This window comes from Pseudomonas sp. GXZC, from assembly GCF_026967615.1.
Lineage (GTDB): Bacteria > Pseudomonadota > Gammaproteobacteria > Pseudomonadales > Pseudomonadaceae > Aquipseudomonas > Aquipseudomonas azotoformans_A.
The window spans coordinates 322173-348033 of the sequence record NZ_CP114115.1; the positions used below are offsets into that span (position 1 = coordinate 322173).

At 60.6% G+C, this 25861-nt stretch carries 20 protein-coding genes, 1 tRNA gene and 2 pseudogenes; 13 read left to right on the top strand and 10 right to left on the bottom strand.

Translation table 11 applies throughout. The features are described 5' to 3' along the window. The first annotated feature begins 57 nt into the window (after nt 1-57). Nucleotides 58-1164: an agmatine deiminase gene (aguA, locus tag OZ428_RS01580; RefSeq protein ID WP_269132542.1), complete on the top strand. Its 1107-nt coding sequence runs from the start codon at nt 58-60 to the stop codon at nt 1162-1164. 234 nt (nt 1165-1398) lie between these two features. Then, nucleotides 1399-1614 (top strand): hypothetical protein, encoded by a 216-nt coding sequence (locus OZ428_RS01585; RefSeq protein WP_133076520.1) that lies wholly within the window; start codon nt 1399-1401, stop codon nt 1612-1614. A gap of 68 nt (nt 1615-1682) precedes the next feature. Here OZ428_RS01585 and OZ428_RS01590 read toward each other — a convergent pair whose 3' ends face one another. Beyond that, nucleotides 1683-3770: a TonB-dependent receptor gene (locus OZ428_RS01590; protein WP_269132543.1), complete on the bottom strand. Its 2088-nt coding sequence runs from the start codon at nt 3768-3770 to the stop codon at nt 1683-1685. Between the two features lie 411 nt (nt 3771-4181). On the opposite strand from OZ428_RS01590, the gene OZ428_RS01595 reads away from it, so the two are divergent. The 3 genes from OZ428_RS01595 to OZ428_RS01605 all read left to right on the top strand — a co-directional run bounded on the left by OZ428_RS01595 (nt 4182) and on the right by OZ428_RS01605 (nt 6628). Beyond that, a complete protein-coding gene (locus tag OZ428_RS01595) occupies nt 4182-5498 on the top strand; it encodes an OprD family porin (RefSeq protein ID WP_133076518.1) in 1317 nt (438 codons plus the stop codon). Between the two features lie 204 nt (nt 5499-5702). Then, a complete protein-coding gene (locus OZ428_RS01600) occupies nt 5703-5906 on the top strand; it encodes a tautomerase family protein (RefSeq protein ID WP_269132544.1) in 204 nt (67 codons plus the stop codon). Between the two features lie 20 nt (nt 5907-5926). After that, on the top strand, nt 5927-6628 hold the full coding sequence (locus OZ428_RS01605; RefSeq protein WP_269132545.1) for an SDR family NAD(P)-dependent oxidoreductase: 702 nt from the start codon (nt 5927-5929) through the stop codon (nt 6626-6628). 15 nt (nt 6629-6643) lie between these two features. Here the strand turns inward: OZ428_RS01605 and OZ428_RS01610 are convergent, their stop codons facing one another. Continuing rightward, nucleotides 6644-7531: an AraC family transcriptional regulator gene (locus OZ428_RS01610; protein WP_269132546.1), complete on the bottom strand. Its 888-nt coding sequence runs from the start codon at nt 7529-7531 to the stop codon at nt 6644-6646. A 122-nt stretch (nt 7532-7653) separates the two neighbouring features. On the opposite strand from OZ428_RS01610, the gene OZ428_RS01615 reads away from it, so the two are divergent. Further along, on the top strand, nt 7654-8145 hold the full coding sequence (locus OZ428_RS01615) for a hypothetical protein (protein WP_133076611.1): 492 nt from the start codon (nt 7654-7656) through the stop codon (nt 8143-8145). Here the strand turns inward: OZ428_RS01615 and OZ428_RS01620 are convergent. The 6 genes and pseudogenes from OZ428_RS01620 to OZ428_RS34550 all read right to left on the bottom strand — a co-directional run. Then, on the bottom strand, nt 8129-8878 hold the full coding sequence (locus tag OZ428_RS01620) for a hypothetical protein (RefSeq protein ID WP_269132547.1): 750 nt from the start codon (nt 8876-8878) through the stop codon (nt 8129-8131). The two genes, OZ428_RS01615 and OZ428_RS01620, sit on opposite strands and share 17 nt — an antisense overlap. Nucleotides 8879-8891: 13 nt before the next feature. Beyond that, nucleotides 8892-9707 (bottom strand): acid phosphatase, encoded by an 816-nt coding sequence (locus tag OZ428_RS01625; RefSeq protein ID WP_269132548.1) that lies wholly within the window; start codon nt 9705-9707, stop codon nt 8892-8894. Between the two features lie 14 nt (nt 9708-9721). Next, a complete protein-coding gene (locus tag OZ428_RS01630) occupies nt 9722-10567 on the bottom strand; it encodes a MipA/OmpV family protein (RefSeq protein WP_269132549.1) in 846 nt (281 codons plus the stop codon). Between the two features lie 15 nt (nt 10568-10582). After that, the gene (locus tag OZ428_RS01635) at nt 10583-11617 is read right to left on the bottom strand and encodes a DUF1254 domain-containing protein (protein WP_269132550.1); all 1035 of its coding nucleotides are present in this window, start codon (nt 11615-11617) and stop codon (nt 10583-10585) included. A gap of 147 nt (nt 11618-11764) precedes the next feature. Continuing rightward, nucleotides 11765-12748, bottom strand: coding sequence for an AraC family transcriptional regulator (locus OZ428_RS01640; protein WP_269134143.1), 984 nt, complete (start codon nt 12746-12748; stop codon nt 11765-11767). A gap of 166 nt (nt 12749-12914) precedes the next feature. Then, nucleotides 12915-13015: pseudogene (locus OZ428_RS34550) on the bottom strand (DUF3077 domain-containing protein); the annotation flags it as partial. A 269-nt stretch (nt 13016-13284) separates the two neighbouring features. Between OZ428_RS34550 and OZ428_RS01645 the strand changes: the two are divergent. Further along, nucleotides 13285-13833, top strand: a complete 549-nt coding sequence (locus OZ428_RS01645; RefSeq protein WP_269132551.1) for a hypothetical protein — start codon at nt 13285-13287, stop codon at nt 13831-13833. Between the two features lie 111 nt (nt 13834-13944). On the opposite strand, the gene OZ428_RS01650 is transcribed toward OZ428_RS01645, so the two are convergent. Continuing rightward, nucleotides 13945-14020: transfer RNA gene (locus OZ428_RS01650), tRNA-Thr, on the bottom strand. Nucleotides 14021-14203: 183 nt separating this feature from the next. On the opposite strand from OZ428_RS01650, the gene OZ428_RS01655 reads away from it, so the two are divergent. Then, nucleotides 14204-14614 (top strand): hypothetical protein, encoded by a 411-nt coding sequence (locus tag OZ428_RS01655; protein WP_269132552.1) that lies wholly within the window; start codon nt 14204-14206, stop codon nt 14612-14614. A 50-nt stretch (nt 14615-14664) separates the two neighbouring features. Here OZ428_RS01655 and OZ428_RS01660 read toward each other — a convergent pair whose 3' ends face one another. Next, nucleotides 14665-15078, bottom strand: coding sequence for a hypothetical protein (locus OZ428_RS01660; protein WP_269132553.1), 414 nt, complete (start codon nt 15076-15078; stop codon nt 14665-14667). A gap of 257 nt (nt 15079-15335) precedes the next feature. Between OZ428_RS01660 and bcsQ the strand changes: the two genes are divergently transcribed. The 5 genes and pseudogenes from bcsQ to OZ428_RS01685 all read left to right on the top strand — a co-directional run bounded on the left by bcsQ (nt 15336) and on the right by OZ428_RS01685 (nt 25852). Continuing rightward, on the top strand, nt 15336-16370 hold the full coding sequence (gene bcsQ / locus OZ428_RS01665; RefSeq protein ID WP_269132554.1) for a cellulose biosynthesis protein BcsQ: 1035 nt from the start codon (nt 15336-15338) through the stop codon (nt 16368-16370). Further along, nucleotides 16367-18586, top strand: a pseudogene (gene bcsA, locus OZ428_RS01670) (UDP-forming cellulose synthase catalytic subunit). The gene bcsQ and the pseudogene bcsA overlap by 4 nt, the downstream one beginning before the upstream one ends. Further along, a complete protein-coding gene (gene bcsB, locus OZ428_RS01675; protein ID WP_269132555.1) occupies nt 18583-20850 on the top strand; it encodes a cellulose biosynthesis cyclic di-GMP-binding regulatory protein BcsB in 2268 nt (755 codons plus the stop codon). The pseudogene bcsA and the gene bcsB overlap by 4 nt, the downstream one beginning before the upstream one ends. Continuing rightward, on the top strand, nt 20847-22043 hold the full coding sequence (gene bcsZ, locus OZ428_RS01680) for a cellulose synthase complex periplasmic endoglucanase BcsZ (RefSeq protein ID WP_269132556.1): 1197 nt from the start codon (nt 20847-20849) through the stop codon (nt 22041-22043). The genes bcsB and bcsZ overlap by 4 nt, the downstream gene beginning before the upstream one ends. Next, entirely contained in the window at nt 22025-25852 is a 3828-nt protein-coding gene (locus OZ428_RS01685) for a cellulose biosynthesis protein BcsC (protein ID WP_269132557.1), read from the top strand. Before bcsZ ends, OZ428_RS01685 begins: the two co-directional genes overlap by 19 nt. Nucleotides 25853-25861: the final 9 nt, after the last annotated feature.

The following is a 25861-nucleotide window of genomic DNA, read 5'->3' on the forward strand; positions in this document are numbered from 1 at the left end:
GCCGATTTTTATCCGTTATAAAGTCGGCTTCACCCCCCATTCGGAGTCCTGATCGCCATGACCACCCTGCACAGCACCCCCCGCGCCGATGGCTTCCACATGCCTGCCGAATGGGCGCCACAGACCCAGACCTGGATGATCTGGCCTGAGCGCCCGGACAACTGGCGCCTGGGTGGCAAACCGGCGCAAGCCGCTCATGTGGCGGTGGCCAAGGCCATTGCTCGGTTTGAACCGGTCACCGTGGCGGTATCCGCCGGCCAGTACGAAAATGCCCGCGCACGCCTGGATGTGCCGAATATCCGCGTGGTCGAGATGTCCAGCGATGACGCCTGGGTGCGCGACACCGGCCCAACCTTCGTGATCAACAACAATGGCGAAGTGCGCGGCGTGAACTGGGACTTCAATGCCTGGGGCGGTTTTGATGGTGGCCTGTATTCGCCGTGGAACCGCGACGCCCAGGTCGGCGGCAAGATCCTCGAAATCGAACGCGCACCGCGCTATCGCACCGAAGGCTTTGTGCTGGAAGGCGGCTCGATCCATGTGGACGGCGAAGGCACCCTGATCACCACTGAAGAATGCCTGCTCAACCGCAATCGCAACCCACACCTCGGTCGTGCCGAGATCGAAGCCGTGCTGAGTGCCAATCTGGCTGTGGATAAAATCATCTGGCTGCCGGACGGTCTGTTCAACGACGAAACCGACGGCCATGTGGATAACTTCTGCTGCTACGTGCGCCCAGGCGAAGTGCTGCTGGCCTGGACCGACGACCCGCAAGACCCGAACTACGCGCGTTGCCACGCCGCCATGGACGTGCTGCAAAGCAGCACCGACGCCCAGGGACGCTCGTTCACAGTGCATAAAATGCCGATCCCAGGCCCGCTGTACGCGACCGAGGAAGAATGCGCGGGCGTCGACCCGGTTGATGGCAGCCAGGAGCGCAATCCGATCGTGCGGCTGGCCGGTTCCTACGTCAACTTCCTGATCGTCAACGGCGGCATCATCGCGCCGAGCTTCGACGACCCGCTGGACAGCCAGGCCAAGGCCATCCTGCAGGACCTGTTCCCGCAGCATGAAGTGGTGATGGTGCCGGGCCGCGAACTGTTACTGGGTGGCGGCAATATCCATTGCCTGACCCAACAGCAGCCAGCGCCGCACAAAAATTGAGTGCAGTTGTAACAGCACCATGACGACGAACCGGCGCTGATCGGTTCAGGCGTCCACAACAAGCCCGCGACCCAGACAGGTCGCGGGCTTTTTTGTGCCCAAACGCCTATGGGCCCGAGACATTGGCATAGCTCTTGTATCGCCGTTGTGACAGTGGCCCAAGGCGATGACTGCGCAGTTCTGTCATAAACCTTGAGTAAGTTAGCCGCTCACGCAGTAGGAGAGAGCGCTGAAATGAATGCCGATATCAACCTGATGTACACGCGCACGTTCCACCCTTTGCGGGTCAACGGCGACGCGATCCATGCGCTGGCGCTCTGGTTGAAGGAAAACGGCTCGCGGCAGATCAGGCAACCGCCTGACCTGCGCAGCGTGATGAGTGAACGTTACCCGGCGGGGTTGTTCAGTGAGGATGAAGTGCACGCACTGTGCGACGTGTTGAAGAACTAAAGAATACTGAGATCAAAAGTGTGGGAGCGACGGCGCGACCTGCTCCCACATTTGAATACCGTGTGGTTCTAGAAGCTGTAGGTACCTGTCACCACCAGGCTACGCGGCTCACCTGGCTGAATCTGCGCCACACTGGTCGCCGATGCGTAGTAGTTTTTGTCCGCGATATTGTTCAGCGCCGCCCTCACGTCCCATTCCTTCTGACGGAACCCGGCCAGCGCATCCCAACGGCCATAACCTGGCAACACCACGGTGTTGAGACTGTCGGCATAGCGGTCGCCCACCAGCGTCAGGCCGGTTTCTGCGTACCAGCCCATTTCCGGCTTCCAGGTGATGAACAGGCTTGCATTGCGCTTGGCCACATCGCTGACGCGCTTGCCTTCGAAGCCGTTGTTGTCCTTCTCGACCTTGGCATCCTGCAGGCCGACACCGCCGCGTACATACCAATTGCCGACGAGTTTGCCGGTGGCGGTCAGCTCCACGCCGCGTGAGCGCTGCAAGCCGCTGAGCAGGGTGATGGTGCGGTCCAGCGGGTCGCTGGTGCGGCGGTTATAGAGTTCCAGCTCGTACACCGCCAGGGTGGTGCTCAGGCGGTCGTCGAGCCAGTCGCTCTTGACCCCGATTTCCTTCTGCTTGGTCAGCTCGGGGCTCAGGTCGTTGACGCTGCCGGCAGCATTCGGGGTGATACCGATCAAGCCACCCCCCGCTGGGGAAAACGTCTTGCTCCACGACGCGTAGAACGAGTGGTGCTCCAGTGGCGTCCACACTAGGCCGAACCGCGGGCTGGTGCTGTGGCTTTTGACAGCCTGCTGGGCGTGGGTCAGCTTGTTCTTGGTATCCACTTCAAAGCGGTCGTAACGCAGGCCGCCCAGGACTTGCCACTGATCATTCAGGCGCAGCTGGTCCTGTACATAAAGTGCGCGGCTTTCGACTTCGGTGTGGTTGTTGCTCGACACGCTCATGCGCCCGGTGTGGCTGAGGTTGCGGTTGGGCTGGTTGAGGTCCAGGCTCGGCACGGCCTGGCCGCCTCGGCTGACGGCAGTGGCGGTGTACAGCTTCGGATCGCGGCGCTGGCTGCCCAGTTCGAGGCCTGTGAGCAGGCGATGCTCCAGGCCGTAGGTGCTGAAGCCACCTTCGAGCTCGACGTTGTTGAAGATATTGAGGGTGGTGAGGTCTTGCTGCCAGCGCTGGCGCGTGACGCTGTTGTTCGCCGGCACGTAGGCGGTTTGGTAGGTATTGTCGAAATCACTGTCGAGCTTGAACACACCGAGCGTCTGGCGCAATTGCCAGTTGTCGTTGAGTTCATAAGCCAGCTTGGAGCGCAGCGACTGGGATTTGTCGTCGATGTAGTCGCGGTTATCAAAGTAGGTGGTGCTGCGGCTTACGTCTGCTGGTCGACCGTTGACGCCGGGAATGCCACGGTCGGGCGTGCGGTTGTAGCGGCTGTATTCGTATTGCACCAGCCAGTTCAGGTCCGGCGTGAGCTGCCAGCTCATGGACGGTGCGAACAACTGGCGATTGCCGCTGACGCCGTCGCGGAAGCTGTTGTTGTCCTGGTTGCCCATGTTCAGGCGCAGGCTGATGTTATCCGTGGGGTCGGTGCTGAGGTCGGCGTACAAACTGCGCAGATCATTGCTACCGCCCTGGGCCTCGATACTCGATTTATGCCCGGCCATCGGCAGTTTACTCACGCGGTTGACGATCCCTCCCTGACCGCCTCGCCCGTAAAGCACGGCTGCTGGCCCCTTGAGCACTTCGATGCGCTCGATGTTGTGCAGGTCGCGCACATATTGGCTGTCGTCGCGAATGCCATCCAGATAGAAGTCGTTGCTCGCGTCGAAACCGCGGATGCGCAAGCTGTCGAAGCGCGTGTCGGCACCGCTGCTGACGTTAGGGATGCCGCTCAATGCCTGGCCCAGGTCATTGGTGCCATAGGAGCGCAGGCTTTCGGTCTTCACCGAGTCGATGGCCTGAGGCACATAACGCACCGGTGTGGCGGTGCGAGTGGCGGTGCTGGTTTCCTTGACGCGCGGGTCGTCTTCATCAGCTTCGGCGCTGATCGACGTTTCGGGCAAAGTCGTGGCCGCACAGGCAAAACCGGCAGACAGCAGAACAGAAAGCCCAAGGGTGATGGGCGTCAGGCGAGGGGCAGGCATGGAGAAATGTATCCGAATTGTTTGGGAGGAAATTGCGCGTTAATGGTAATGCTTTGCATTTGCGCGCGTTATCTATTACCAAAAGTATCGGCTTTGAAATATGTTACGGAATGTGTTTTTTGCAGTTTTGAATGCGGTTTTTTGTCGCTTACAGGACCGCTGTAGGCGCTTCCTTAGAATTATTTCGCCTAAATACAGACGATTCGCGAAATTGACACATAGTTCCGGGCGCGACTAGGATTGCGCCCAACGCCTGTGGCTAACCGCCATGACTCATCCAATAAAAAAGGCCCGCGGCCTGTTAAGTCGTCCGCGGGCCTTCTTTTTTCCGGAATCAGTCGACACCAGAAAAAGCATTACGGAGCCTGGTGTCATAGCGCGTACTCAACCAGAAATAAGGAATACAAAAAAATGTTGAAGCAACGGATGAGTCTGATCGCTCTGGGGATTTTGAGCGCATCGACAGCAATGGCAAACGACCAGGACCAGTCCAAGGGTTTTATCGAAGACAGCCACCTGAACATCGCCGCACGTAACGCCTACATCAGCCGTGACTACAAAAACGGCAAGCAAGACAAAGCCGAATGGGGCCAAGGCTTCATCGGTAAGCTCGAATCCGGTTTCACCCAAGGCACCGTCGGTGTGGGTGTGGACGTGATCGGCCAATACGCTATTCGTCTGGACGGTGGTAAAGGCCGCGCCGGCGCCGGCGGTATCGACTTCTTCAAACAGGGTAATGGCACCACCAACCCTGACGGCTCGAACAACCCTGGCTCGGCACCACACGACCTGGCCAAGGGCGGCGCTGCCGTGAAGTTCCGCGTTTCCAACACCGTGCTCAAGTACGGTGATCAGTTCCCGGCCGTGCCTGTGTTGCAGTACGACAACTCCCGCCTGTTGTCGGAAACCTACACCGGTACCTCGATCGTTTCCAAAGAGATCGCCGGTCTGCAACTGGACGCGGGTCACTTCACAAAAGAAGCCCGTAAGAGCATGGAAGGCACCGACAGCGGTCGCCTGAAAAGCATCGACTACATCGGTGGTAGCTACAAATTCACCGAAAGCCTGTCGGCCGCGCTGTACGCCTCCGACATGCAGGACGTGCTGAAGAAGCAATACGTCAACGTCAACTACGTGCTGGCCCTGCCAGAGAAGCAGTCGCTGACCTTTGACTTCAACGGCTACAAAACCAAGCTGGACAAGAGCTTCGCCCTGGAAAACCAAGGCAGCGAAGACGCGCGCGACAACAAGATCTGGAGCCTGGGCGCTACCTGGGCTGTCGGCCCGCACAGCTTCACCGTCGCTCACCAGCGCAGCACCGGTGACACCGGCTACCTGTACGGCGGCTACCGCAATGCTGGCGGCATCGGCGACGGTGGTAACACCATCCTGCTGGCCAACTCCTACTGGTCCGACTTCAACGGCAAGGACGAGCGTTCGTGGCAAGCCGGCTACGGCATCGATTTCGCCACCTTCGGCGTACCGGGCCTGACCTACAACGTTGCCTACGTGCGCGGTACCAACATTGACGACGGTTCCAACCGCGGCGATGGCACCGAGCGTGAAATCTGGAACCAGTTCAAGTACGTCGTACAAAGCGGCCCGGCCAAAGACCTGAGCCTGCGTGCACGTGCGTCCTGGTTGCGCGTTTCGAGCAACGCCAGCAACTACAACGTAGGCGGTAACGAAATCCGTCTGTTCGCCGACTACCCGATCAACGTTTTCTAATTGATCCGGCGTCGCGCCTGATATCCAGGCGATAAAAAACCCCGACTGGTTCGGGGTTTTTTTATGCCTGGCATTCCACCGCGTCTTGTTACACCGCAGTACGAATGAAGTACTCCGCCCCACCTTTATCCCTCTGCGACGCACGCCTAAATTGGCCCCACTGCCCGCCCATCACCCCGATGGCCGGCCACTGGAGTTATCGCCATGCCCTTTGTCAGCCTGCGCATCACCCGTGACGGCGTTACCCCGGAGCAAAAAGCCCAGGTCATCGCCGAGTTCACCAAAACCCTCGAACGCGTTCTGCACAAACGCCCGGACCTGACCCACATCGTCATCGAAGAAGTCGATACCGATAACTGGGGCTACGCCGGCATCACCACCACCGAATACCGCAAATCCCAAGCCTGAATCCCTACCGGAGAACCCTCATGAAAAAAGTCGTCATCATCACCGGCGCGTCCCAAGGTATCGGCGCCGCCGTGGTCCAGGCCTACCGCGCTTTGGATTACCGGGTCGTCGCCACGTCGCGCTCGATCCAGCCGTCCAGCGACCCGGATATCCTCACCGTCGCCGGCGACATCGCCGACCCGGCCACCGCCCAGCGCGTTATCCGCGAAGCGCTGGCCACCTTCGGGCGCATCGACAGCCTGATCAACAACGCCGGTATCTTCATCGCCAAGCCGTTTACCGCTTACACCCAGGAGGACTACGCCAACGTGCTCGCGGTGAACCTCAACGGTTTCTTCTACATCACCCAACTCGCCATTGCCGAGATGGAAAAGAACCACGCCGGCCATATCGTCAACGTCACCACCAGCCTGGCGGACCACGCGATTGACGGCGTGCCGTCGGTGCTCGCCAACCTCACCAAAGGCGGCCTGAATTCAGCGACCAAGTCCCTGGCGATCGAGTACGCCAAGCGTGGCATCCGGGTGAACGCGGTGAGCCCAGGGATCATCAAGACGCCGATGCACGGCGCAGAAACCCACGCGGCGCTTGGGCAATTGCACCCGGTCGGGCACATGGGTGAGGTGAGTGACATCGCCCAGGCGATCGTCTACCTGGAACGCGCTGGGTTTGTCACCGGCGAGATTCTGCATGTCGACGGTGGGCAAAGCGCGGGTCATTGATACACACGTCCCGGCCTAACCCGGCCGGGCGTTGTCCTCTCGTGGCGAGCGACCAAAAAAGGCTTTGTAGGCGCGGCTGAACGCCGCCTCGGATTCATAGCCAATTGCAAAGCCGATTTCGCCGATGCGACCGTCCTGTCTGGACAGCATGGTTTTCGCCAGGGTCAGGCGCCATTCATTCTGATAACGCAACGGCGAGCGCCCGACCAGCGTAGTGAAGCGTTCACAGAAGTTCGAGCGTGACATCCCCGCAATTTCCGCCAGCGCGTCGATACGCCACTGCGTGCCCGGCGTTTCGTGAAGGGCCTTCAGCGCTCGGGCGATACGTGCATCCGACAGCCCACCCAGCCATCCAGAAGCAACACCCTGCTGCACCCAGGTGCGCAGGATACGAATCACCACAAGATCGATAAGCCGCGAAATCATCAACGCACCGCCCGGTTGCGTGTCATGGGCTTCAAGCAGCATGAAATGCAGGATGCCTTCCGCCCAGGCGGCAGCTTCAGCGTGCGGGATATGAATCAGTCGTGGCAGGGCAAACAGCATGGCCTGGAAACTGCTCGCGTCGAACCAGAAGCGGCAGATGACCACGCTGGCGGCCCCATCCACCGCCGTCATCACGAGGCCCGCAGGACCGTGGGGCAGCAGGATGACATCGCCTGGGTTGAAGGTCTGTGCCGGTTGATCGGCCACGTCCAGATGCAGTTGGCCTTGTTGAAGCACGCAGATATGCGCGCTCTTTTCATCAAGATCGAGGCCTTGCGCGTCCGCAAGCGTGCAGGCATAAACGCGGTCGCCCGTCAGACGGATCTGCGCCAGCACCTGGGACAGCAAATCGCCCTTGGCCAGCCCTTCCAGTTGCATTTCCGGATGAATGATCAAGTTTTCCAAGGGATCCATCATATCGGTCCAGTCCCGCCGTCACTAAGCTGATCCCCGAGATCATAGCGTGCCGGCGTCATCGAGATGAACGTTTGCAACGTTGGCCGTTTATGCACGTCATCCAATTACATGGGAACACTAAAATGTTCGGAATCTCCGCCCTTGGCTGGCTTCACACCCTCGGCAGCCTGCCGGCTATCCCACTGGCCGCCTACATGTTTATTAAGCACGGGCGCATCGTGCCTCGGTCGGTACCGGGAGTGTTTTATTTCGTGTCGATGCTGATCGGTGGCCTCACCGTGTTCCTGGTGGCGCATCAACCTGTCAGCAACATCATCGGCGTCATGACCCTTGCGCTGCTGTTGGCAGGTTACGGGGTAGGGCACTTGGCCTGGTTGGGGCGGGCGCGTGTCTACTTGGAAACGATCTTTTTGAGCCTGACCGCGTTCTTTCTGATGGTGCCCACCGTTTCCGAAACGTTGCGTCGCGTTCCCGATGGCCACCCCTTCGTGACAGACCTGCAATCGCCCGTGTTGCTTGGCGCACAGGCGAGTATCGCAGTGGCGCTGGTGATCGGCTTGACGGCACAAATGGTCCATCTGCGCAGAAAGGCGCGTCTCAGAACCGCCCACTGATCCCCAGCAACGGCCCTTTCTGGACGATGTCGTAGACGAAACCATCGTGACGATAATTCACGCCCATCGCCCGGTAGCCGGCCACTGCCGAGAAGCCGGGCCAGAACTCCCAGCCCGCCAGCGCCGCCAGGTCCCAGTCTTGCTTGGACTGCCCGGCGCCCGCCATGCCCCAGGATGATAACCAGAACCGCTCATTCAACGCATAGTGCCCGCGCAGCCCGGCCATGGCGTCGGCCCAGGTGGCGCTGTCGGAGCCGGATCGCCCGCCAGCGGGCCCACCATGAAAGGTGAGGGTGGTGCTGCTGTACCAGACGCGCATCCCGCCGGCCACATCCAACCGCCGATCTGCATCTCCCCACACGGTATAGCCACCTCCCAGGAACCCGGAGGCGGTCTTGCTTTCCACCTCGAGCTTGTTGGCAAGGAGGCCTCCAGGCAGACGGCTGCGGGTGTCAGTGTCGATGTACATCAGGTCGGCGAGCACGCTGTAGGGACCACGACGCGCCTCGCCCATCAGCATCACCGACATATCCACCGTGCGTGCGATGTCGGAGAAATCGGACTTGATAAATTGGGTGCCGGTGCTCCGATGGCCCACGTGCCCACGGATACCGGCGCCCCACAGGTAAGGTCCGCCGTTGAAGGTCCAGCCCTCGCCGTCGGCGGCCGTGGCCAAGGTGGGCATTGCCGCAAAGGCGCCCAACACCAGCGTCAGGCGTCGTAAGTGCATCATGGTGTTTCTCCGATCAGTGCTGGGTCAGCGAGAGCGCCACGCTTTCCGCCCCACAGTCTTGCGTAGGTTTCAGGCCGGTTTTTTGAGCGGCCTTGACCTCCTCTTTCGCCGCCGCCAAGTCCGCCAGGAACGCTGGATTGGCATGCAAGCTCGCCACCGTCGCCGCGCCCATGATGCGACCGGCATCCACGTCGCTTTGCCAATGTGCGTCGCAGATGACGCGGCTCTGGCCGAAGGACAATCCACGGGTCATCAACTCGGTGGCGCGCGCCGGCTGAATCTCGGCCAGCAGCAGTCCCCAGGCCCAACCGGCAGCAGAGTGGCCGGACGGCCAGGAACCATCCGTGCGCAGCAGGGGTTCCATATCCTTGCGGCAGGTGCCTTCGTTATGTGCCACGAAAGGTCGGGTGCGGTTGTAGGCGTTCTTCCCGGCGTAGGTGGAACCGCCGGCGTCCGTGAGGGTGCGCTGCATCAAGGTATAAAGATGTGGCGTGGTTTTTTCGGTGATCGGTGTACCCATCGCGCAGGAGAAGGCTTGTGCCGGGCCCGGGAAGGCCAGCTCCGCATCCGCCGCCGCGAGTTTTTCCCGGGCTGTGCCGCGTAGCGACAATGCAGCGCGCCGCGCTTCTTCATCCCGCGCAAGGGCTGCGGAGTCCGGTTTGGGTGGCGCGCCAAGCAAGGCCAGGCGCAATGGCAGATCCTTCGCGTCAAGATAGCCAGGGGCAAGCTTGAAATGCGGGTCTGTGATCTGGGTGACGGGCTCGTCGGCAAACGCCAGCCCCGCGCCGATCAGGCCTGCCAGCCCCAGCAGCATGTGATGTGTGTTCATTGATTGTTCCCTGGTCAGAATCGGTACAAGGCATTCAGATAGGCGCCTGCGACCACCTTTTCACCCGTCAACGGACTGTTGCGTGCGTCGGAGACCAGGGCGTAGGTCTTGAGGCCGCCTTCCAGCGCCAACTGTGGCTGCAATTGCCAGGTGAGGCCGAGCTTCAAGGTCACGTCACGCATGCCGCCGCCCGGGTGGTATTCATCGAACTGGGTGCGCGCGGCTTGTTGGGCCGTGACGCCATAGCGGGCCATCATGTCGTTCTCATTGCTCCAGGTGCCGTACAGCGTCGAGTCCAGGGTTAACGTCGAAGACAGTGCGTAGGCGGTGGCGAAGCCGGCTTCCAGGTATTTGGTACGGCCGAGGTTTTCGCCGCCGTAGTTGCGACTTTCGCTGGCTTGCAGGCCGCGAACGAACAGGCGCCCGGCGGGCAGGATCCAGTAGGCTTCTGCGCCGATCAGGGCCGTGCTGTCCAGGTTGCCCATGCCCTTGAGGTAGTCGTCACGGCCGCCCAGGGTGTGGATTCTTTCTTTGCGCCCCTGGTCGTACCCCAACAGCAGCGCTACGCCGAAGGGCGATAGCCCCGGCAAGTCCCAGCGCAGCCCGTCCGGGAAGGCCGCGGTGAACTTGCCCCAGTTTTCAGTCGGCAACACGGCCTTGAGTTTCAGTGACGGAAACGCCGCGTAGTGCGACGAACCCTCGTACAACGGGCCGACCGTCAGTCCGCCGCCAACCGTCACGGACGGCTCGTTGTTTGAGTCGTCTGCGTACGCTGGTAACGCCATCGCCACGGCGAGAGTGATACCTGTAATGAGTGTCGTCGGATGCTTGAACACGTTTGAACCACCGAGCGTTGTCATCGATTCTTTCCTGAATTAGAGAGCGACAGGCTGCGGCGTCGGAAAACGCCATTGGCCACTCAAGATCTCATCACTCGGCTGATACAGCCGAACCGTGTAGTTCCAACCGGGCGTAGTCGGCAGGCAGTTGGCGATCTTTCCGTCACAGCCGCCGAACTGGATGACAATCGAGCCGTCAGCACTTTTCTGAGCGGTTAAATTGTTCAGCGAATAAGCGTCATACGGGTTTTGCTGGAAGTAGCCGTCCGCGTTGTACACGCTGACAGACCAGAAGCTTTTCACCGGAACATCGCCGACCTTGAGTCGGTAAACGGTCTTGCCGTCGTTCGCAGGCATCACGCCGCCGAGGTAGATGGCGTCCTTGGCCGGGTTGCCGCCCCATCCCGTGGCCGTGCCGATCAGGTGATGAATCGGATTGACCTTGCCCTTGGGGCCAAACGACTGGTTGTAATCGGGGATCGTCGAGCCCAGCACTTCGAGGGCTTCGCGCACTTTTGCCTGACTGGCCGGGTCCCACTTCGGTACGACCAACTCCCCAACCTTGGCTTGTTCGACCGTGATTGCGTCCTGCAGCCCATGCACCTTTTCCAGGTCTTGACGATCCGTGGGGTCGAAGAAGGTGCGCACAGCGACAAACACATAACGCGTGCCCACCGCCTCTTTCGTCAGCGTCCGGCGACCGGCGCCGTAGGTGACGATGGGCACGTAGTGGTCTTCATTGATCACGGCCATCGACATGAACCTCCCCTCGGCCTCAGGCAAGGCGATCGTGACGGGGCCGGCATCGAGGTCGAATACTGCTGATGAATAGAGCGTGTCCCGATTCATCCGCACCACATTCTGTGCGTCGATGGGCACGGCTTCGCGACTATGAACAAAGCGGCCCAAGCTGCCGGTGGCAACCATTTTGCCCAAGTAGAGATCGGACTCGGCACGCGCAAAATTATCCACACCCACCGGTATCGCCGCCTCCGGGGATGACTGAGCGTGCGCACTTCCAAAAGCAGCCAGCGCCAGGGCGAAGAGGCAGGCCGTGGGTGATTGAGACATTGAAACCTCGGGGTTTTATAAGTTGGCGTTGATTTTTTGACTGTATAAGAACGCCCTGGCGCAAACTTGCCATTTGGTGCCAAAAGCTCAGCGAGCGGGCACGCGAAGGCCTCCGCTGAGCGTGGCCGGAAGGGTTAAGCGAGGGTATTAACGATCTTGTTTCAAGAGGGCGCGATAGCGCGACGGTGGGCTGCCGGTCCAGCGCTTGAAGGCACGGGTAAAGTGCGCGGGATCGCTGTAGCCGACCATGTAGGCAATTTCAGTCGCGCTGTACCGGCCGCTGGCAATCAACTGAAGGGCTTCACTGCGACGTGTCTCGTCACGCAGTGCGTCGAAGTCGATGCCGCAATGTTCCAGGCGTCGTTGCAGCGTTCGCACAGACAGCCCGATCTTTCTGGAAATAGTGACCAGCTTGGAGAGCTCCTGATCGGCAATCTGCTGGGCAAGCACGTCGGCCGCTGCCGAGGTCGAGTTCAAGGCTTGGGTGGTTTTCCAGGCGACATCCCGGACAGGCCGCAGGGGAATTTCGAGCAACTCTCGATCAAACTCGATCATGTTGTAGTCGGCGTTCATGACCAGGTTCGGGCCCAGATACTCTTCAAGCGCCTCATCGCCTCGCTCTCGCGGGGTCTTCAGATGCACGCGTATGGAGCCAGGCGCGCCCGACATGAGCGGCACTTTCCTGAGCACGGCCAGCGTTCCGAAAATCACCTGCTTGGGGTCTGCGCCATGGTGCCCGGTAAAGTGTTGGATCAACTTTGTCGTACGGCCTTCGGTGACAATCTTGACTTCGCTGCCCTGATGCAACAAATCCGTATGCACCGCCGCCGCTGCACAGGCTTGAGCCAAACTGGTCGAACCCAGAATCAACTCGCCCCACAGGCCGGTTGAGCGCACATCGGTTAAATGCCCGATCATCGCTCCACCGAAAGGGTCCTGGGCGATGGCAGCCATTTCATTCGCGATATGAAAGCACGCCGCACGCGGCACCCAGGCTTCAGGGTTTTGAAACACATGCGGGGAAATGCCAAAACGCCGAAAGAACTCCAACGGCGATACCCCGCGCATGCTCAGGTAGGGCGCGATCTGGCGAAGCGTGCTGAGCTTGATGGCGGGCGGGGCATTCGTCATGGGGATTGTCTCGGCCATGATGTCTTGGACGTTTAGGTGCTTGGAGCAGGGTAGCAGAGGGTGGGGCTGTTGATGGTTGAGTAAACAGCAGGAATGGGCGGGTGACAAATCGGGGGATCCCTTACCTAGCCCCGGCCCTCTCAGGGTGGGGCTCTTCAGGTGGGGGTTACTGCCTGGTAGTGCCGGTTGACTCCAACACCTTCACCACACATCAATCACCGCCTTGCTCATCTCCTGCAAGTAATGCGACGCCCAGGCATTCGGGTCTAGGGGCGCTTGGTGCGCCTGCATCTTGCCGGGTTCTCAGGCCCGATCGCTGAATTGGCAGCGAAGCGTGGTGGGGCGGGGGGAGTAATTGGGAACGTTGATGGGATGGGTGGCAGAATCCTTCATTGGGCTGAATAGGTTGCTACTGAAATTATTGTTTTTATGGCTGAGTCATAATTATTGCCAGTTCATAATTTGGAATAAACGTAGAGGTCGGAGGCATTGGTGCAGAGGAAGGCCGTTCAATCTAATAAGAAGAAGGGTAAATAATGAATTCAGGGATTGATTGGACGACAGTTTCCGTCGCATTGATTACGGCCTTTTCCGCTGCGGGTGGCCCGTTCTGGATATGGCATCGTCAAGCTGCGAGGGAGCGTGAGAGCGTTCGTGCGGCTTTGATAGCTGAGGTTTTGGCGCTGGTTGAGTTGGTAGAGCTGAGAGGCTATGTAGAGGGGTTAAGAGCTGCCCAAGCGGATCTTTCTCCGCCTGAAGGGGCCTCGATTGCAGAGATCTTCGAACCGAGGTTTCAAAAATACTCGGTCAACATTCACGAGCACTACAACCGCGTATATCAGGCCAACGTCACTCGGCTCGGTGGGCTATCCACTGACGAGGCTAAGCAGATTGTTCGGTTTTATCAGTTGGCGGACAGCGTGAGGTTGGATGTTACAGCTGGTGGTGTGCTTTTCAGCGGCACAGCAGACCCGGACAGTTTTGGTGAGGCAGCGGATCTATTGGATGCGGCTATGAAAATTGGCCGTGAATTGACAGCGGAGCGCGGCAAGAAGAAGTGGGGGATGCGAAAAAAAGCAGGGTAGTGTTTTGAGCGTGGACGTTTAGTGGGCATTTTCAAGAAACGACGCCCAGAGTTTCTCGCGTTTTCCAAACCCCAGAAACCACAAAGCCCCGCATTGCGGGGCTTCGAGATATGGTGCCGGCACCAGGAGTCGAACCCGGGACCTACTGATTACAAGTCAGTTGCTCTACCAACTGAGCTATACCGGCGTGTTAGGGCGACGATTATAGCGATTGGCAAGGTTCTGTAAACCCCTGAATTCTGACTATTTTTGCAGAACCCAAGGTTTTTTCATCCGCGCCCCTTTTTCCGATCAGCAAGGGTAGGATTCTTCCTTGGTCGCCGAAGGGTCAAACCCGGTGCAATCTCATCCCATCCAAAGGAAGCCCCACGTGAAACGGACTCTCTCCCTGTCCCTCATCCTCCTCACTGCCGTGCTCAGTGCGTGTTCCTCCAATAAGCCCGGTAATGACCCTGCCCTGGTCGGTACTTGGAAAGGCTTGCGTACCGAAACCGGCAAATGTCAGTTCCTGTCGTGGACCAATAATCTCAGGCCTGACGGGCGCTTCGTCATTACCTTCTACCGCGATGCGCAGCAGACCCAGGTGATCCAGACCGAGCAGGGTTCATGGTCAGCGGCCAATGGCAAGAATGAGTTGCGCACGGACGGCGTACGTTCGCCGGATGTGTACACCTACAAGCTGCTCGACGCCGACACCGTTCACTACGTGAGCGTGTCGTCGGACCCTACCAGCGATTGCCAGGATGACTACGCGTTCACCGAGCGCCGCGTGCGCCAATAAGGCTGGCGCGCTCCAAAACCGGGCGCTCGGGTGCCCGGTTGTTATAGGTATCAACACCTCTTCCCACAGTTCTTCCCGAACTTCTTGTAGTCCATTACCCATTTCTGCCTGCATTTGCAGCAAAAGCCTACAGGCTGACTGCGATCAATTTGGTTTAGTTGATGGGCGGTATCCTCCTGGCTTAGCAGATTCAGTGCCTTGGTGGAGTCATGCGGCGCGGGTTTTGCTTCGCTGTCCAGCGAGGCGGTGCCTGTACGCACCGATATACAGGCTGTGGCTTCGCGGGCGATTTGGATCAACCGCTCGGCTGGTTTTCCCTTGAATACAGGTGAAGTTTCCGTATTCTGTGGCGCGATATAAACCGTCAGTTTAATCGCGGTTTCGTGTAGGCAATTTTTCGAGACATTGTTGGGCAATCGAGTATTTGTTGATGGGTGTGTCAGTTTTGCGCCGTTCTTGTCCATCTGGACAACAATTTTCGCGAATTAACAGTGCAAGTTCATGTTCTTACAACGAATGCATTTTTTATCACAAAAAAGTCATAAAAATGGCGCCACGCCGTTCGTCGGATTAAATTGAACTAAAAGCATCAAAATACTGACACCATCAATGTGATATCACAGAATGCGCCCGACACCACATAACTAGAAAAATACAAGGTCAGCCTATTGCTGACCTTTTTATCGCCTTTAAAGCGCAAACAGGTGGGGAGGGGCAGTGAGTGAGTCGAGCAGATGACATTTCAAAACTATTCAACAAGCTGGGTGCCAACCCGAGTGGCTACCGCGAGATCGACTTTGTCCATGAGTTCATCGAGGACGATGTAGAGGTCTTGGAAGCCCCCGTCGCCACTCAAGCCCTGCCTGAAATTGAAGCGCCGTCAGCTCCCCTGTTGCGTCTGCTGGAAGAGCTGAGCCAAGGCGAAGCCGACCACCTGCAGCCGCCCGAAGTGGTGGAGGGGCGTGACGGCGAAGTGTATTCGGAGCAATCGAGCCCCAATGTCGTGGTGGTTGTCTCGGTCAAAGGCGGCGTCGGCCGCAGCACCCTGACTGCCGCGATTGCCAGTGGCTTGCAGCGCCAGGGCCGCCCGGCACTTGCTCTGGACCTGGACCCGCAGAACGCCTTGCGCCATCACTTGTGCCTGGGCCTCGACATGCCTGGCCTCGGCGCGAACAGTTTACTCAATGAAAGCTGGGAAACCCTGCCTGAACGCGGCTTTGCCGGTTGCCGCCTGGTGGCGTTTGGTAGCACCGACCACGAGCAGCAGCAGAGTCTGAACCGTTGGCTGGGCCAGGATAGCGAGTGGCTGGGCAAACGCTTGGCCGAGCTTAAATTGAATGGCCAGGACACCGTGATCATCGACGTCCCGGCCGGCAATACCGTGTACCTCGGCCAGGCCATGTCGGTGGCCGATGCGGTGCTGGTCGTCGTGCAGCCGGATGTGGCCTCGTTCAGCACCCTCGACCAGATGGACAGTGTGCTTGCGCCGTACTTCAACCGCGAAAAACCGCCACAGCGCTTCTACGTGATCAACCAGTTGGACGCTGCCCACCGCTTCAGCCTGGACATGGTCGAGGTGTTCAAGACCCGTCTGGGTGCTGCCCTGCTGGGCACGGTCCACCGCGATCCCGCGTTCAGTGAAGCCCAAGCCTACGGTCGCGATCCCCTCGACCCCACCGTCAACAGTATCGGCAGCCAGGACGTCCACGCCCTGTGCCGCACCTTGCTCGAACGCATCGACTCGGACCTCCCATGACCGACAATACGTCCTCCACGCCCTTCGTCGAAGGGCGCGCTGAACAGCGCCTAAATGGCGCGATTGCGCGCTTCAATCGGTGGCCTGCGGCGCTGCGTACGGTGCTGGTTGTTGCCAGTTGCGTGCTTGGCGCCCTGCTGTTGCTGGGCATTATCAGCGCACCGCTCGACCTCTATAGCCAATGCCTGTTTGCCGGTGTGTGCTTCCTGGCGGTGCTGGTGCTGCGCAAAATTCCCGGACGCCTGGCGATCCTCGCGCTGGTGGTGTTATCACTGGTGGCGTCGTTGCGCTACATGTTCTGGCGGCTCACCTCCACCCTCGGGTTCGAGACCTGGATCGACATGTTCTTCGGCTACGGCCTGGTCGCGGCCGAGTTCTACGCCTTGATCGTGCTGATCTTCGGCTACGTGCAAACCGCCTGGCCGTTGCGTCGCACGCCAGTGTGGTTGAAGACCGAGCCCGAAGAGTGGCCGACGGTCGACGTGTTCATCCCCACTTATAACGAAGCGCTGAGCATCGTAAAACTGACCATCTTCGCCGCCCAGGCAATGGACTGGCCCAAGGACAAGCTGCGTGTCCACGTGCTGGACGACGGCCGCCGCGACGACTTCCGCGACTTCTGCCGCAAGGTCGGCGTGAACTACATTCGCCGCGACAACAACTTCCACGCCAAGGCCGGTAACCTTAACGAAGCGTTGAAGGTCACCGACGGTGAATACATCGCCCTGTTCGACGCCGACCACGTGCCGACGCGCTCCTTCCTGCAAGTGAGCCTGGGCTGGTTCCTCAAAGACCCGAAGCTGGCGATGCTGCAAACGCCGCACTTCTTCTTCTCGCCAGACCCGTTCGAAAAGAACCTCGATACCTTTCGCGCCGTGCCCAACGAGGGCGAGCTGTTCTACGGCCTGGTGCAGGACGGCAACGACCTGTGGAACGCCACCTTCTTCTGCGGCTCCTGTGCGGTCATCCGCCGTAAGCCGCTGCTGGAAATCGGTGGTGTAGCCGTCGAGACCGTGACCGAAGACGCCCACACCGCGCTCAAGCTCAACCGCCTGGGCTACAACACCGCTTACCTGGCCATCCCGCAAGCCGCGGGCCTGGCCACCGAAAGCCTGTCGCGCCACATCAACCAGCGGATTCGCTGGGCGCGGGGCATGGCGCAGATCTTCCGCACCGACAACCCGCTGCTGGGCAAAGGCCTCAAGTGGGGCCAGCGCATCTGCTACGCCAACGCCATGCTGCACTTCTTCTATGGTTTGCCGCGCCTGGTGTTCCTGACCGCGCCGTTGGCTTATCTGGTGTTCGGGGCGGAGATTTTCCACGCGTCGGCGCTGATGATCGTTGCCTACGTGTTGCCGCACTTGGTGCACTCGAGCCTGACCAACTCTCGGATCCAGGGGCGTTTCCGTCACTCGTTCTGGAACGAGGTGTACGAGACGGTACTGGCCTGGTACATCCTGCCGCCGGTGCTGGTGGCGTTGGTCAACCCCAAGGCCGGTGGCTTCAACGTGACCGACAAGGGCGGCATCATCGACAAGCAGTTCTTCGACTGGAAACTCGCGCGCCCGTACCTGGTGTTGCTGGCGGTGAATCTGGTCGGCCTGGGCTTCGGTATCCATCAGTTGATCTGGGGCGATGCGTCCACTGCCGTGACGGTAGCGATCAACCTGACCTGAACCCTCTACAACCTGATCATCACCAGCGCCGCTGTGGCCGTGGCTTCGGAAGCGCGCCAAGTGCGTTCCGAGCCGCGTGTCAGCGCCAAGCTGCCGGTGAGCATCATTTGTGCTGACGGCCGTGTGCTTGAAGGCACGACTCAAGATTTCTCGCAAAACGGCTTCGGCTTGATGCTCTCCGATGGTCACTCGATCACCCAGGGTGAGCGCGTGCAATTGGTGCTGTCACGCAACGGCCAGGACAGCCTGTTCGATGCCCGCGTGGTGTTCAGCAAGGGCGCGCAGATCGGTGCCCAGTTCGAGCCCCTCAGTCTGCGCCAGCAAAGCGAGTTGGTTCGCCTGACCTTCTCCCGCGCCGATACCTGGGCCGCGAGCTGGGGCGCCGGCCAGCCGGATACACCGCTGGCGGCCCTGCGTGAAGTGGGCTCCATCGGCATCGGCGGCTTGTTCACCCTGGGCCGCGCCACCCTACACGAACTGCGTCTGGCCTTGAGCCGCACCCCCACAAAACCGCTAGATACGCTGATGGACAAGCCATGACCTCGAAGATATTCGCTCGCCCTCATCCGCGCCGTGCACTCGCGCTGATGATCGCCTCGCTGATGGGCCTCAACACCCTGGCGCAAGCTGCCGAGCAAGCGGTTGCCACCGTGCCGGTGCAAAGCACCGATAACGGCTACAGCCTGACCCTCAAGCAGCTGGGCCGCCGCGACACCATGAACCTGCAAGGCGTGGAGTCGTCCGACAGCGTCAACTTCGATATCCGTGCCGATGAAGTGGTGAAGGGCGCGCAACTGCTGCTCAAATACAGCTACTCGCCGGCGCTGCTGGCCGACCTGTCGCAGATCAACGTGTTGGTCAACGGCGAAGTCGCCGCCAGTCTGGCGCTGCCCAAAGAAGGCGCGGGCATCCAGCAAGAGCAACTGGTGCAGCTTCCGCCGAAGCTGATCACCGAGTTCAACCGCTTGAGCCTGCAGTTCATCGGCCACTACACCATGTCCTGCGAAGACCCGCTGCACAGCAGCCTGTGGGCCAAGATCAGCAACAGTAGCGAGCTCAAAGTGCAGGTCGAGCCGATCGTGCTCAAGGACGACCTGGCCGTGCTGCCGCTGCCGTTCTTCGACAAGCGTGACGCGCGCCAGGTCAGCCTGCCGTTCGTGTTCGCCACTGCGCCCGACAGCGCCGCGTTGGAGGCGGCCGGTGCCTTGTCTTCATGGATTGGCGGCCTCGCCAGCTACCGGGGCGCGACGTTCCCGACCACCCTCAGCGAGCTGCCGGCCAAAGGCAACGCCATCGTGTTGGTGCAAACCGCCGACGCACTGGACGTGCACGGTGTTGCGGTCGCCAAGCCGACCGGCCCGACCCTGACCCTCATCGCCAACCCCAATGACGTCAACGGCAAACTGCTGATCGTCACCGGGCGTGACGGCGAAGAACTCAAGCGCGCCGCCAACGCGGTCGTGCTGGGCAACCCGGTATTGGCCGGCAACAGCGTGGTCATCACCAAGCTCGACACCCTTGCACCGCGCCGCCCGTACGACGCGCCAAACTGGCTGCCAAGCAACCGCCCGGTGCGCCTGGGCGAGTTGATCGAACAGCAGAAACTCAGCGTGTCGGGCTACAACCCAGGCGCGATCAGCGTCGACATGCGCTTGCCGCCGGACCTGTTCAACTGGCGTGAAGAGGGCGTGCCGCTCAAGCTCAAGTACCGCTACACGCCGCAGCAGGTGTCGACCAACTCGTCGCTGCTGATCGGCCTGAATGATCAATTCATGAAGTCCGTGGCCTTGCCGTCGGTGACCAACCTGGGCGGCGGCCAGACCCTGCTCGACCAGTTGAAGAAAGACGAAAGCCTGCCGCGCGAAGTGACGACCCTGCTGCCGATCAGCTCGGCATCGCCCAAGTCCAAGCTGCAACTGCGCTTCATGTACGACTACATCAAAGAAGGCGAATGCCGCGACATCATCGTCGACAACATGCGTGGCTCCATCGACCCGGATTCCACCCTCGACGTCACCGGCTACCAGCATTACATCGCCATGCCGAACCTGGGCGTGTTCAACGACTCCGGCTTCCCGTTCACCCGCCTGGCTGACTTGTCGGAATCCGCCGTGGTCATGCCCGACAACTTCGGCACCGACGAGTTGACCGCCTACCTGACCGTGATGGGCCGCTTCGGCGAAGCCACCGGCTACCCGGCCACCGCCGTCAAAGTGGTACAGGCCAAAGACGTGCAAAGCGTTGCCGACAAAGACCTGCTGGTGCTCGCCACCGCCGCCAACCAACCGCTGCTCAAGCAGTGGCAGCAATACCTGCCGGCCACCAGCGATGGTGAGCAGCACCAGTTCCTGCTGTCTGACCTGCCACGTTATGTCCGTAGCTGGGTCAGCCCGGACCCGGCGGGCAACCAGCATCCGGCCAATGCCGGCATTACCTTCAAGGGCCTGAGCAACAGTACTTGGCTGGCGGGCTTCCAATCGCCACTCAAAAGCGGTCGCAGCGTGGTGCTGATCGCCAGCAACCAGCCGCAGGGCCTGCTGGAAGCCACCTCGGCGCTGATCGGTGGTGACGACTACAAAGATTCGATCCAGGGCAGCCTGGCCGTAGTGCAGGGCACCACGATCAGCTCGCTGGTAGGTGACGAGCAGTACTACGTCGGCAAGCTCAACTACTTCAAATTCATGCAGTGGCAACTGTCGCAGAACCTGGGCTGGATGCTGTTGATCACCTTCCTCGGCCTGGCGGTGGTGACCAGCCTGATCTACCTGTCGCTGCGTGCACGTGCAAAACGGCGGTTGGCATGAGCCCGCTCAAGAGCATGGCCCTGGCCGCACTGGGCGCGGTGATGTTTGCCGGTAGCGCGCAAGCGCAAACCTGTGACTGGCCGCTGTGGCAGAACTACGCCAAGCGCTTTGTGCAGGACGATGGGCGAGTGCTGAACTCGTCGATGAAACCCACCGAGAGCAGTTCGGAAGGGCAGTCCTATGCGATGTTCTTTGCGTTGGTCGGTAACGACCGTGCGAGCTTCGACAAGCTGTGGACCTGGACCAAGGCCAACATGTCGGGCTCCGACATCGGCCAGAACCTGCCGGGTTGGCTGTGGGGTAAAAAAGCCGATAACACCTGGGGTGTAATCGACCCGAATTCCGCGAGCGACGCTGATTTGTGGATGGCTTACGCCTTGCTCGAAGCGGCACGCGTGTGGAATGCCCCGCAGTACCGCGCCGACGCGCAGTTGTTGTTGGCCAATGTCGAACGCAACCTGATCGTGCGCGTGCCCGGCCTGGGCAAGATGCTGTTGCCGGGGCCGGTGGGCTACGTGCATCCGGGCGGTTTGTGGCGTTTCAATCCGAGCTACCAGGTGCTTGCACAACTGCGTCGCTTCCAGAAAGAACGCCCGAACGCCGGTTGGAACGAAGTGGCTGAAAGCAACGCGCGCATGCTCGCCGACACCGCCAGCAACCCTCACGGCCTCGCGGCCAACTGGGTCGGTTATCGCGCGACCAGCGCCAACGCCGGGCTGTTTGTGGTCGACCCGTTCTCCGATGACCTGGGCAGCTACGACGCGATCCGCACCTACATGTGGGCCGGCATGACCGCCAAAGGCGATCCATTGGCGGCGGCGATGCTCAAGTCGCTGGGCGGTATGTCCCGCGCCACGGCCGCATCGGTCACCGGCTTCCCGCCGGAAAAAATCCACGTGCTGACCGGCGAAGCCGAGAAAAACAACGGCTACACGCCGATGGGTTTCTCCGCATCGACCATTGCCTTCTTCCAGGCCCGCGGCGAAACCGCCCTGGCGCAGCTGCAAAAGGCCAAGGTCGACGACGCACTCGCCAAGGCCCTGGCGCCTTCGGCACCGGAGAGCGTGCAGCCGATCTACTACGACTACATGCTCAGCCTGTTCAGCCAGGGCTTTGCCGATCAGAAGTACCGTTTTGAACAAGACGGTACGGTCAAATTATCCTGGGAGGCCGCATGCGCCGTCACACGCTAGCCATTGCGATTCTCGCCGCCCTGGTCTCGACGGCCAGCGTCGCTGAAACCAGCGACCCGCAGGCCCTGCTGATCGAGCAGGGTTACTACTGGCAGTCGAAAAAGAACCCTGAACGCGCGCTGGAAACCTGGCAGAAACTCTTGAGCCTGAGCCCCGAGCAGCCGGATGCGCTGTACGGCATCGGCTTGATCCAGGTGCAACAGAACCGTCCGGCCGAAGCGCAAAAGTACCTGGCCCGTTTGCAGGCGCTGAGCCCGGTGCCGCGCCAGGCGTTGCAGCTGGAGCAGGACATCACCGTGGCCGTGCCGGACAACGCCAAGTTGCTGGAGCAGGCCCGTGAGTTGGGTGAGCCCGACGACGAGCGCGAAAAGGCCGTGGCCTTGTACCGCCAGGTTTTCCAGGGCCGCCAACCCCAAGGCCTGATCGCCCGTGAGTACTACAACACCTTGGGCTTCACGGCCAAGGGCACCAACGAAGCCATCACCGGCTTGCAGCGTTTGTCCCGTGAACGGCCGAACGACCCGATCGTTGCGTTGTTCCTCGCCAAGCACCTGGCGCGCAACCCGGCCACCCGGCCTGACGGCATTCGTGCCCTGGCCAAACTGGCACCGAACAACGACGTGGGCGGCAACGCCGATGAAACCTGGCGCTTCGCGCTGATCTGGCTCGGCCCGCCGAAGCCGGACCAGGTGACGCTGTTCCAGCAGTTCCTCACCGTGCACCCGGATGACGCCGAGATCCGCGCGCTGATGAACAAAGGCATTGCCCAAGGCAAAGGCGGCGGTACCTGGCAGCGTGACCCGCAGATGACCAAGGCCTTCAAGGCCCTGGATGACGGCGATTTGAAAACCGCCGAGCCACTGCTGGCCGCGCGCCTTGCGCAAAAATCCAATGACGTCGATGCCCTTGGTGGCATGGGCGTGTTGCGTCAACAGCAGGAACGTTATAGCGAAGCCGAAAACTACCTCGTCCAAGCCACCCGCTTGCCCGGTGGTGCCGCGTGGCAGTCGGCCCTGAATGACGTGCGCTACTGGAACCTGATCAGCCAAAGCCGTGACGCCCAACGCGCCGGCCGCAGCGCTCAGGCCCGTGACCTGGTGGCCCAGGCCGAGCGCCTGAATCCAGGCCAGCCAGGCGCAGCGGTCGCGTTGGCGGGTTTCCAGTCTCAGGACAACCAGTTCGAAGAAGCCGAAGCCGGCTACCGCAAGGTGTTGGCCCGTCATCCCGGTGACCCGGATGCCTTGAGTGGCTTGATCAACGTGTTGTCCCAGTCGGGTCAACCGGATGAGGCCTTGAAGCTGATCGACTCGGTGTCACCGGCCCAGCGCGCCAAGTTTGCACCGAGTGTGAAAATCAACGCATTGCGTGCGACCCAGGTCGGCAAACTGGCGGAGCAACGCGGTGACGTGAAAGGCGCACAAGCGGCCTACCGCCAGGCTCTCGACGCTGACCCTGAAAACCCGTGGACCCGTTTCGCCCTGGCGCGCATGTACCTGCGCGACGGCCAGATCCGCAATGCCCGTGCGTTGATCGACGGCTTGCTCAAGACCCAGCCCAACCAGCCGGACGCGCTGTACACCAGCACCCTGTTGTCGGCGCAGCTGAGCGAGTGGAAACAGGCCGAGACGACCCTGGGGCGTATCCCCACGGCGCAGCGCACGGCCGACATGAACGAGCTGGCGATCGATATCGCGCTGCACCAGCAGACCGACGTGGCCATCGAAACCGCCCGCCGTGGCCAGCGCCCGGAAGCCTTGGTATTGCTGGGGCGCTCTGAACCTCTGACCCGTCAGAAGCCTGAGCGTGTGGCCGTACTGGCCGCCGCTTATGTAGAAGTCGGCGCCGCGCAGTACGGCCTGGACATGATGCAGAAGGTGGTGGAGAACAACCCCAACCCGACGGTCGACCAGAAGCTGCTGTACGCCAACGTGCTGCTCAAGGCCAACAAGTACAGCGAGGCGGGCGAGATCCTGCGTGAAGTGCAGGGCCAGCCTTTGAGCGAAATCGGTCGCCAGCGCTATGACGACCTGATTTACCTGTACCGGGTCAAACAGGCGGATGCCCTGCGCGAGAAGAACGACCTGGTAGCCGCCTATGACATGCTGTCCCCGGCGTTGGCCCAGCGTCCGAATGACGCGCTGGGCGTCGGCGCACTGGCGCGGATGTACGCCGCCAGTGGCAACGGCAAGAAGGCGATGGAGTTGTACGCGCCGCTGATCCAGCAGAACCCGAACAACGCACGCCTGCAACTGGGCCTGGCGGACATCGCCCTGAAAGGCAATGACCGCAGCTTGGCGCAGAGCGCCAGCGACAAGGCGCTGGCCCTGGAGCCGGGTAACCCGGAGACGCTCACCTCGGCCGCGCGTATTTACCAGGGGCTGGGCAAGAACAGCGAAGCCGCTGAGTTACTGCGCAAGGCCCTGGCGATTGAAAACGCCATGAAGGCCAAGACCCAAGTGGCCCAGACTGGTGCTCCAGGTACATCGTATAACCCGTTCGTAGGCTTGCCGGGCCAGCGTCGCCAGGTCACCGACCTGACCGTTGCTGGCGCCGTACCGCCGCCGATCGATGCGCCAACCAAGTCCGTGACGTCCAGCGCCTTTGCGAGTGCAACGTCCAACGACTTGAGCGACCCGTTTGTGCCGCCGTCGAGCATTGCCTCCGTCGACAGCCCCGAGCTGAGCCCGGCGCGACGTGCGCTGGATAACATCCTGCGTGACCGTACCGGTTATGTGGTGCAAGGCTTGAGCGTGCGCAGCAACAACGGCGAGAAAGGCTTGAGCAAACTCACCGATGTGGAAGCGCCGTTTGAAGCGCGTATGCCAGTGGGCGATAACACGGTGGCGCTGCGGGTGACGCCGGTGCATTTGAGCGCCGGTAGTGTTGGTGATGATGCTGCATCACGCTTCGGCGGCGGCAAGGTCACCTCACCACGGACCCAGAATGCTACCGGTGTTGGCTTGGCCGTGGCTTTTGAGAACCCTGATGAAGGCCTCAAGGCCGACGTCGGCGTAAGCCCGTTGGGCTTCCTCTACAACACCATCGTCGGCGGCGTGAGCGTGTCGCGTCCGTTCGAGGCCAATTCGAACTTCCGCTATGGTGCAAATATCTCGCGGCGTCCAGTCACCGACAGCGTCACTTCCTTCGCAGGCTCCAAAGACGGCGACGGTTACAAGTGGGGCGGCGTGACCGCCAACGGCGGGCGTGGCGAGTTGAGCTACGACAACCAGAAACTGGGTGTTTACGGCTACGCCTCCTTGCATCAACTGATGGGCAACCACGTTGACGACAATACGCGCATGGAGTTGGGCAGCGGTATCTACTGGTACCTGCGTAATAACCCACGTGACACCCTGACCTTGGGTATCAGCGGTTCGGCGCTGAGCTTCAAGGAGAACCAGGACTTCTACACCTACGGCAACGGCGGCTACTTCAGCCCGCAGCGCTTCTTCTCCCTGGGCGTGCCGATTCGTTGGGCGCAGAGCTTTGATCGCTTCAGCTACCAGGTAAAAAGTTCGGTGGGCGTGCAGTATATCGGCCAAGATAGCGCGGATTTTTTCCCGGGCCGCAAAGACCTCGGTACCCAGGAATACAAAAGCTCGGACAAAACCGGCGTCGGCTACAGCTTCAACGCTGCCGCTGAATACCGCCTGAGCTCGCGGTTCTACCTGGGTGGCGAAATCGGTGTCGATAACGCCCAGGACTACCGCCAGTACGCCGGTAACGCTTATCTGCGCTACTTGTTCGAAGACCTGAGCGGGCCTATGCCATTGCCGGTCAGCCCGTACCGTTCACCTTATTCCAACTGATTAATCGGA

Coding starts and splice junctions, on each gene's coding strand:
- OZ428_RS01625 (WP_269132548.1), bottom strand. CDS start 9,707: ATGAACACACATCACATGCTGCTGGGGCTGGCAGGCCTGATCGGCGCG.
- aguA (WP_269132542.1), top strand. CDS start 58: ATGACCACCCTGCACAGCACCCCCCGCGCCGATGGCTTCCACATGCCT.
- OZ428_RS01610 (WP_269132546.1), bottom strand. CDS start 7,531: ATGATGGATCCCTTGGAAAACTTGATCATTCATCCGGAAATGCAACTG.
- OZ428_RS01595 (WP_133076518.1), top strand. CDS start 4,182: ATGTTGAAGCAACGGATGAGTCTGATCGCTCTGGGGATTTTGAGCGCA.
- OZ428_RS01630 (WP_269132549.1), bottom strand. CDS start 10,567: ATGACAACGCTCGGTGGTTCAAACGTGTTCAAGCATCCGACGACACTC.
- OZ428_RS01660 (WP_269132553.1), bottom strand. CDS start 15,078: ATGGACAAGAACGGCGCAAAACTGACACACCCATCAACAAATACTCGA.
- OZ428_RS01585 (WP_133076520.1), top strand. CDS start 1,399: ATGAATGCCGATATCAACCTGATGTACACGCGCACGTTCCACCCTTTG.
- OZ428_RS01635 (WP_269132550.1), bottom strand. CDS start 11,617: ATGTCTCAATCACCCACGGCCTGCCTCTTCGCCCTGGCGCTGGCTGCT.
- OZ428_RS01615 (WP_133076611.1), top strand. CDS start 7,654: ATGTTCGGAATCTCCGCCCTTGGCTGGCTTCACACCCTCGGCAGCCTG.
- OZ428_RS01645 (WP_269132551.1), top strand. CDS start 13,285: ATGAATTCAGGGATTGATTGGACGACAGTTTCCGTCGCATTGATTACG.
- OZ428_RS01685 (WP_269132557.1), top strand. CDS start 22,025: ATGCGCCGTCACACGCTAGCCATTGCGATTCTCGCCGCCCTGGTCTCG.
- OZ428_RS01605 (WP_269132545.1), top strand. CDS start 5,927: ATGAAAAAAGTCGTCATCATCACCGGCGCGTCCCAAGGTATCGGCGCC.
- OZ428_RS01620 (WP_269132547.1), bottom strand. CDS start 8,878: ATGATGCACTTACGACGCCTGACGCTGGTGTTGGGCGCCTTTGCGGCA.
- OZ428_RS01590 (WP_269132543.1), bottom strand. CDS start 3,770: ATGCCTGCCCCTCGCCTGACGCCCATCACCCTTGGGCTTTCTGTTCTG.
- bcsB (WP_269132555.1), top strand. CDS start 18,583: ATGACCTCGAAGATATTCGCTCGCCCTCATCCGCGCCGTGCACTCGCG.
- bcsZ (WP_269132556.1), top strand. CDS start 20,847: ATGAGCCCGCTCAAGAGCATGGCCCTGGCCGCACTGGGCGCGGTGATG.
- OZ428_RS01640 (WP_269134143.1), bottom strand. CDS start 12,748: ATGACGAATGCCCCGCCCGCCATCAAGCTCAGCACGCTTCGCCAGATC.
- OZ428_RS01600 (WP_269132544.1), top strand. CDS start 5,703: ATGCCCTTTGTCAGCCTGCGCATCACCCGTGACGGCGTTACCCCGGAG.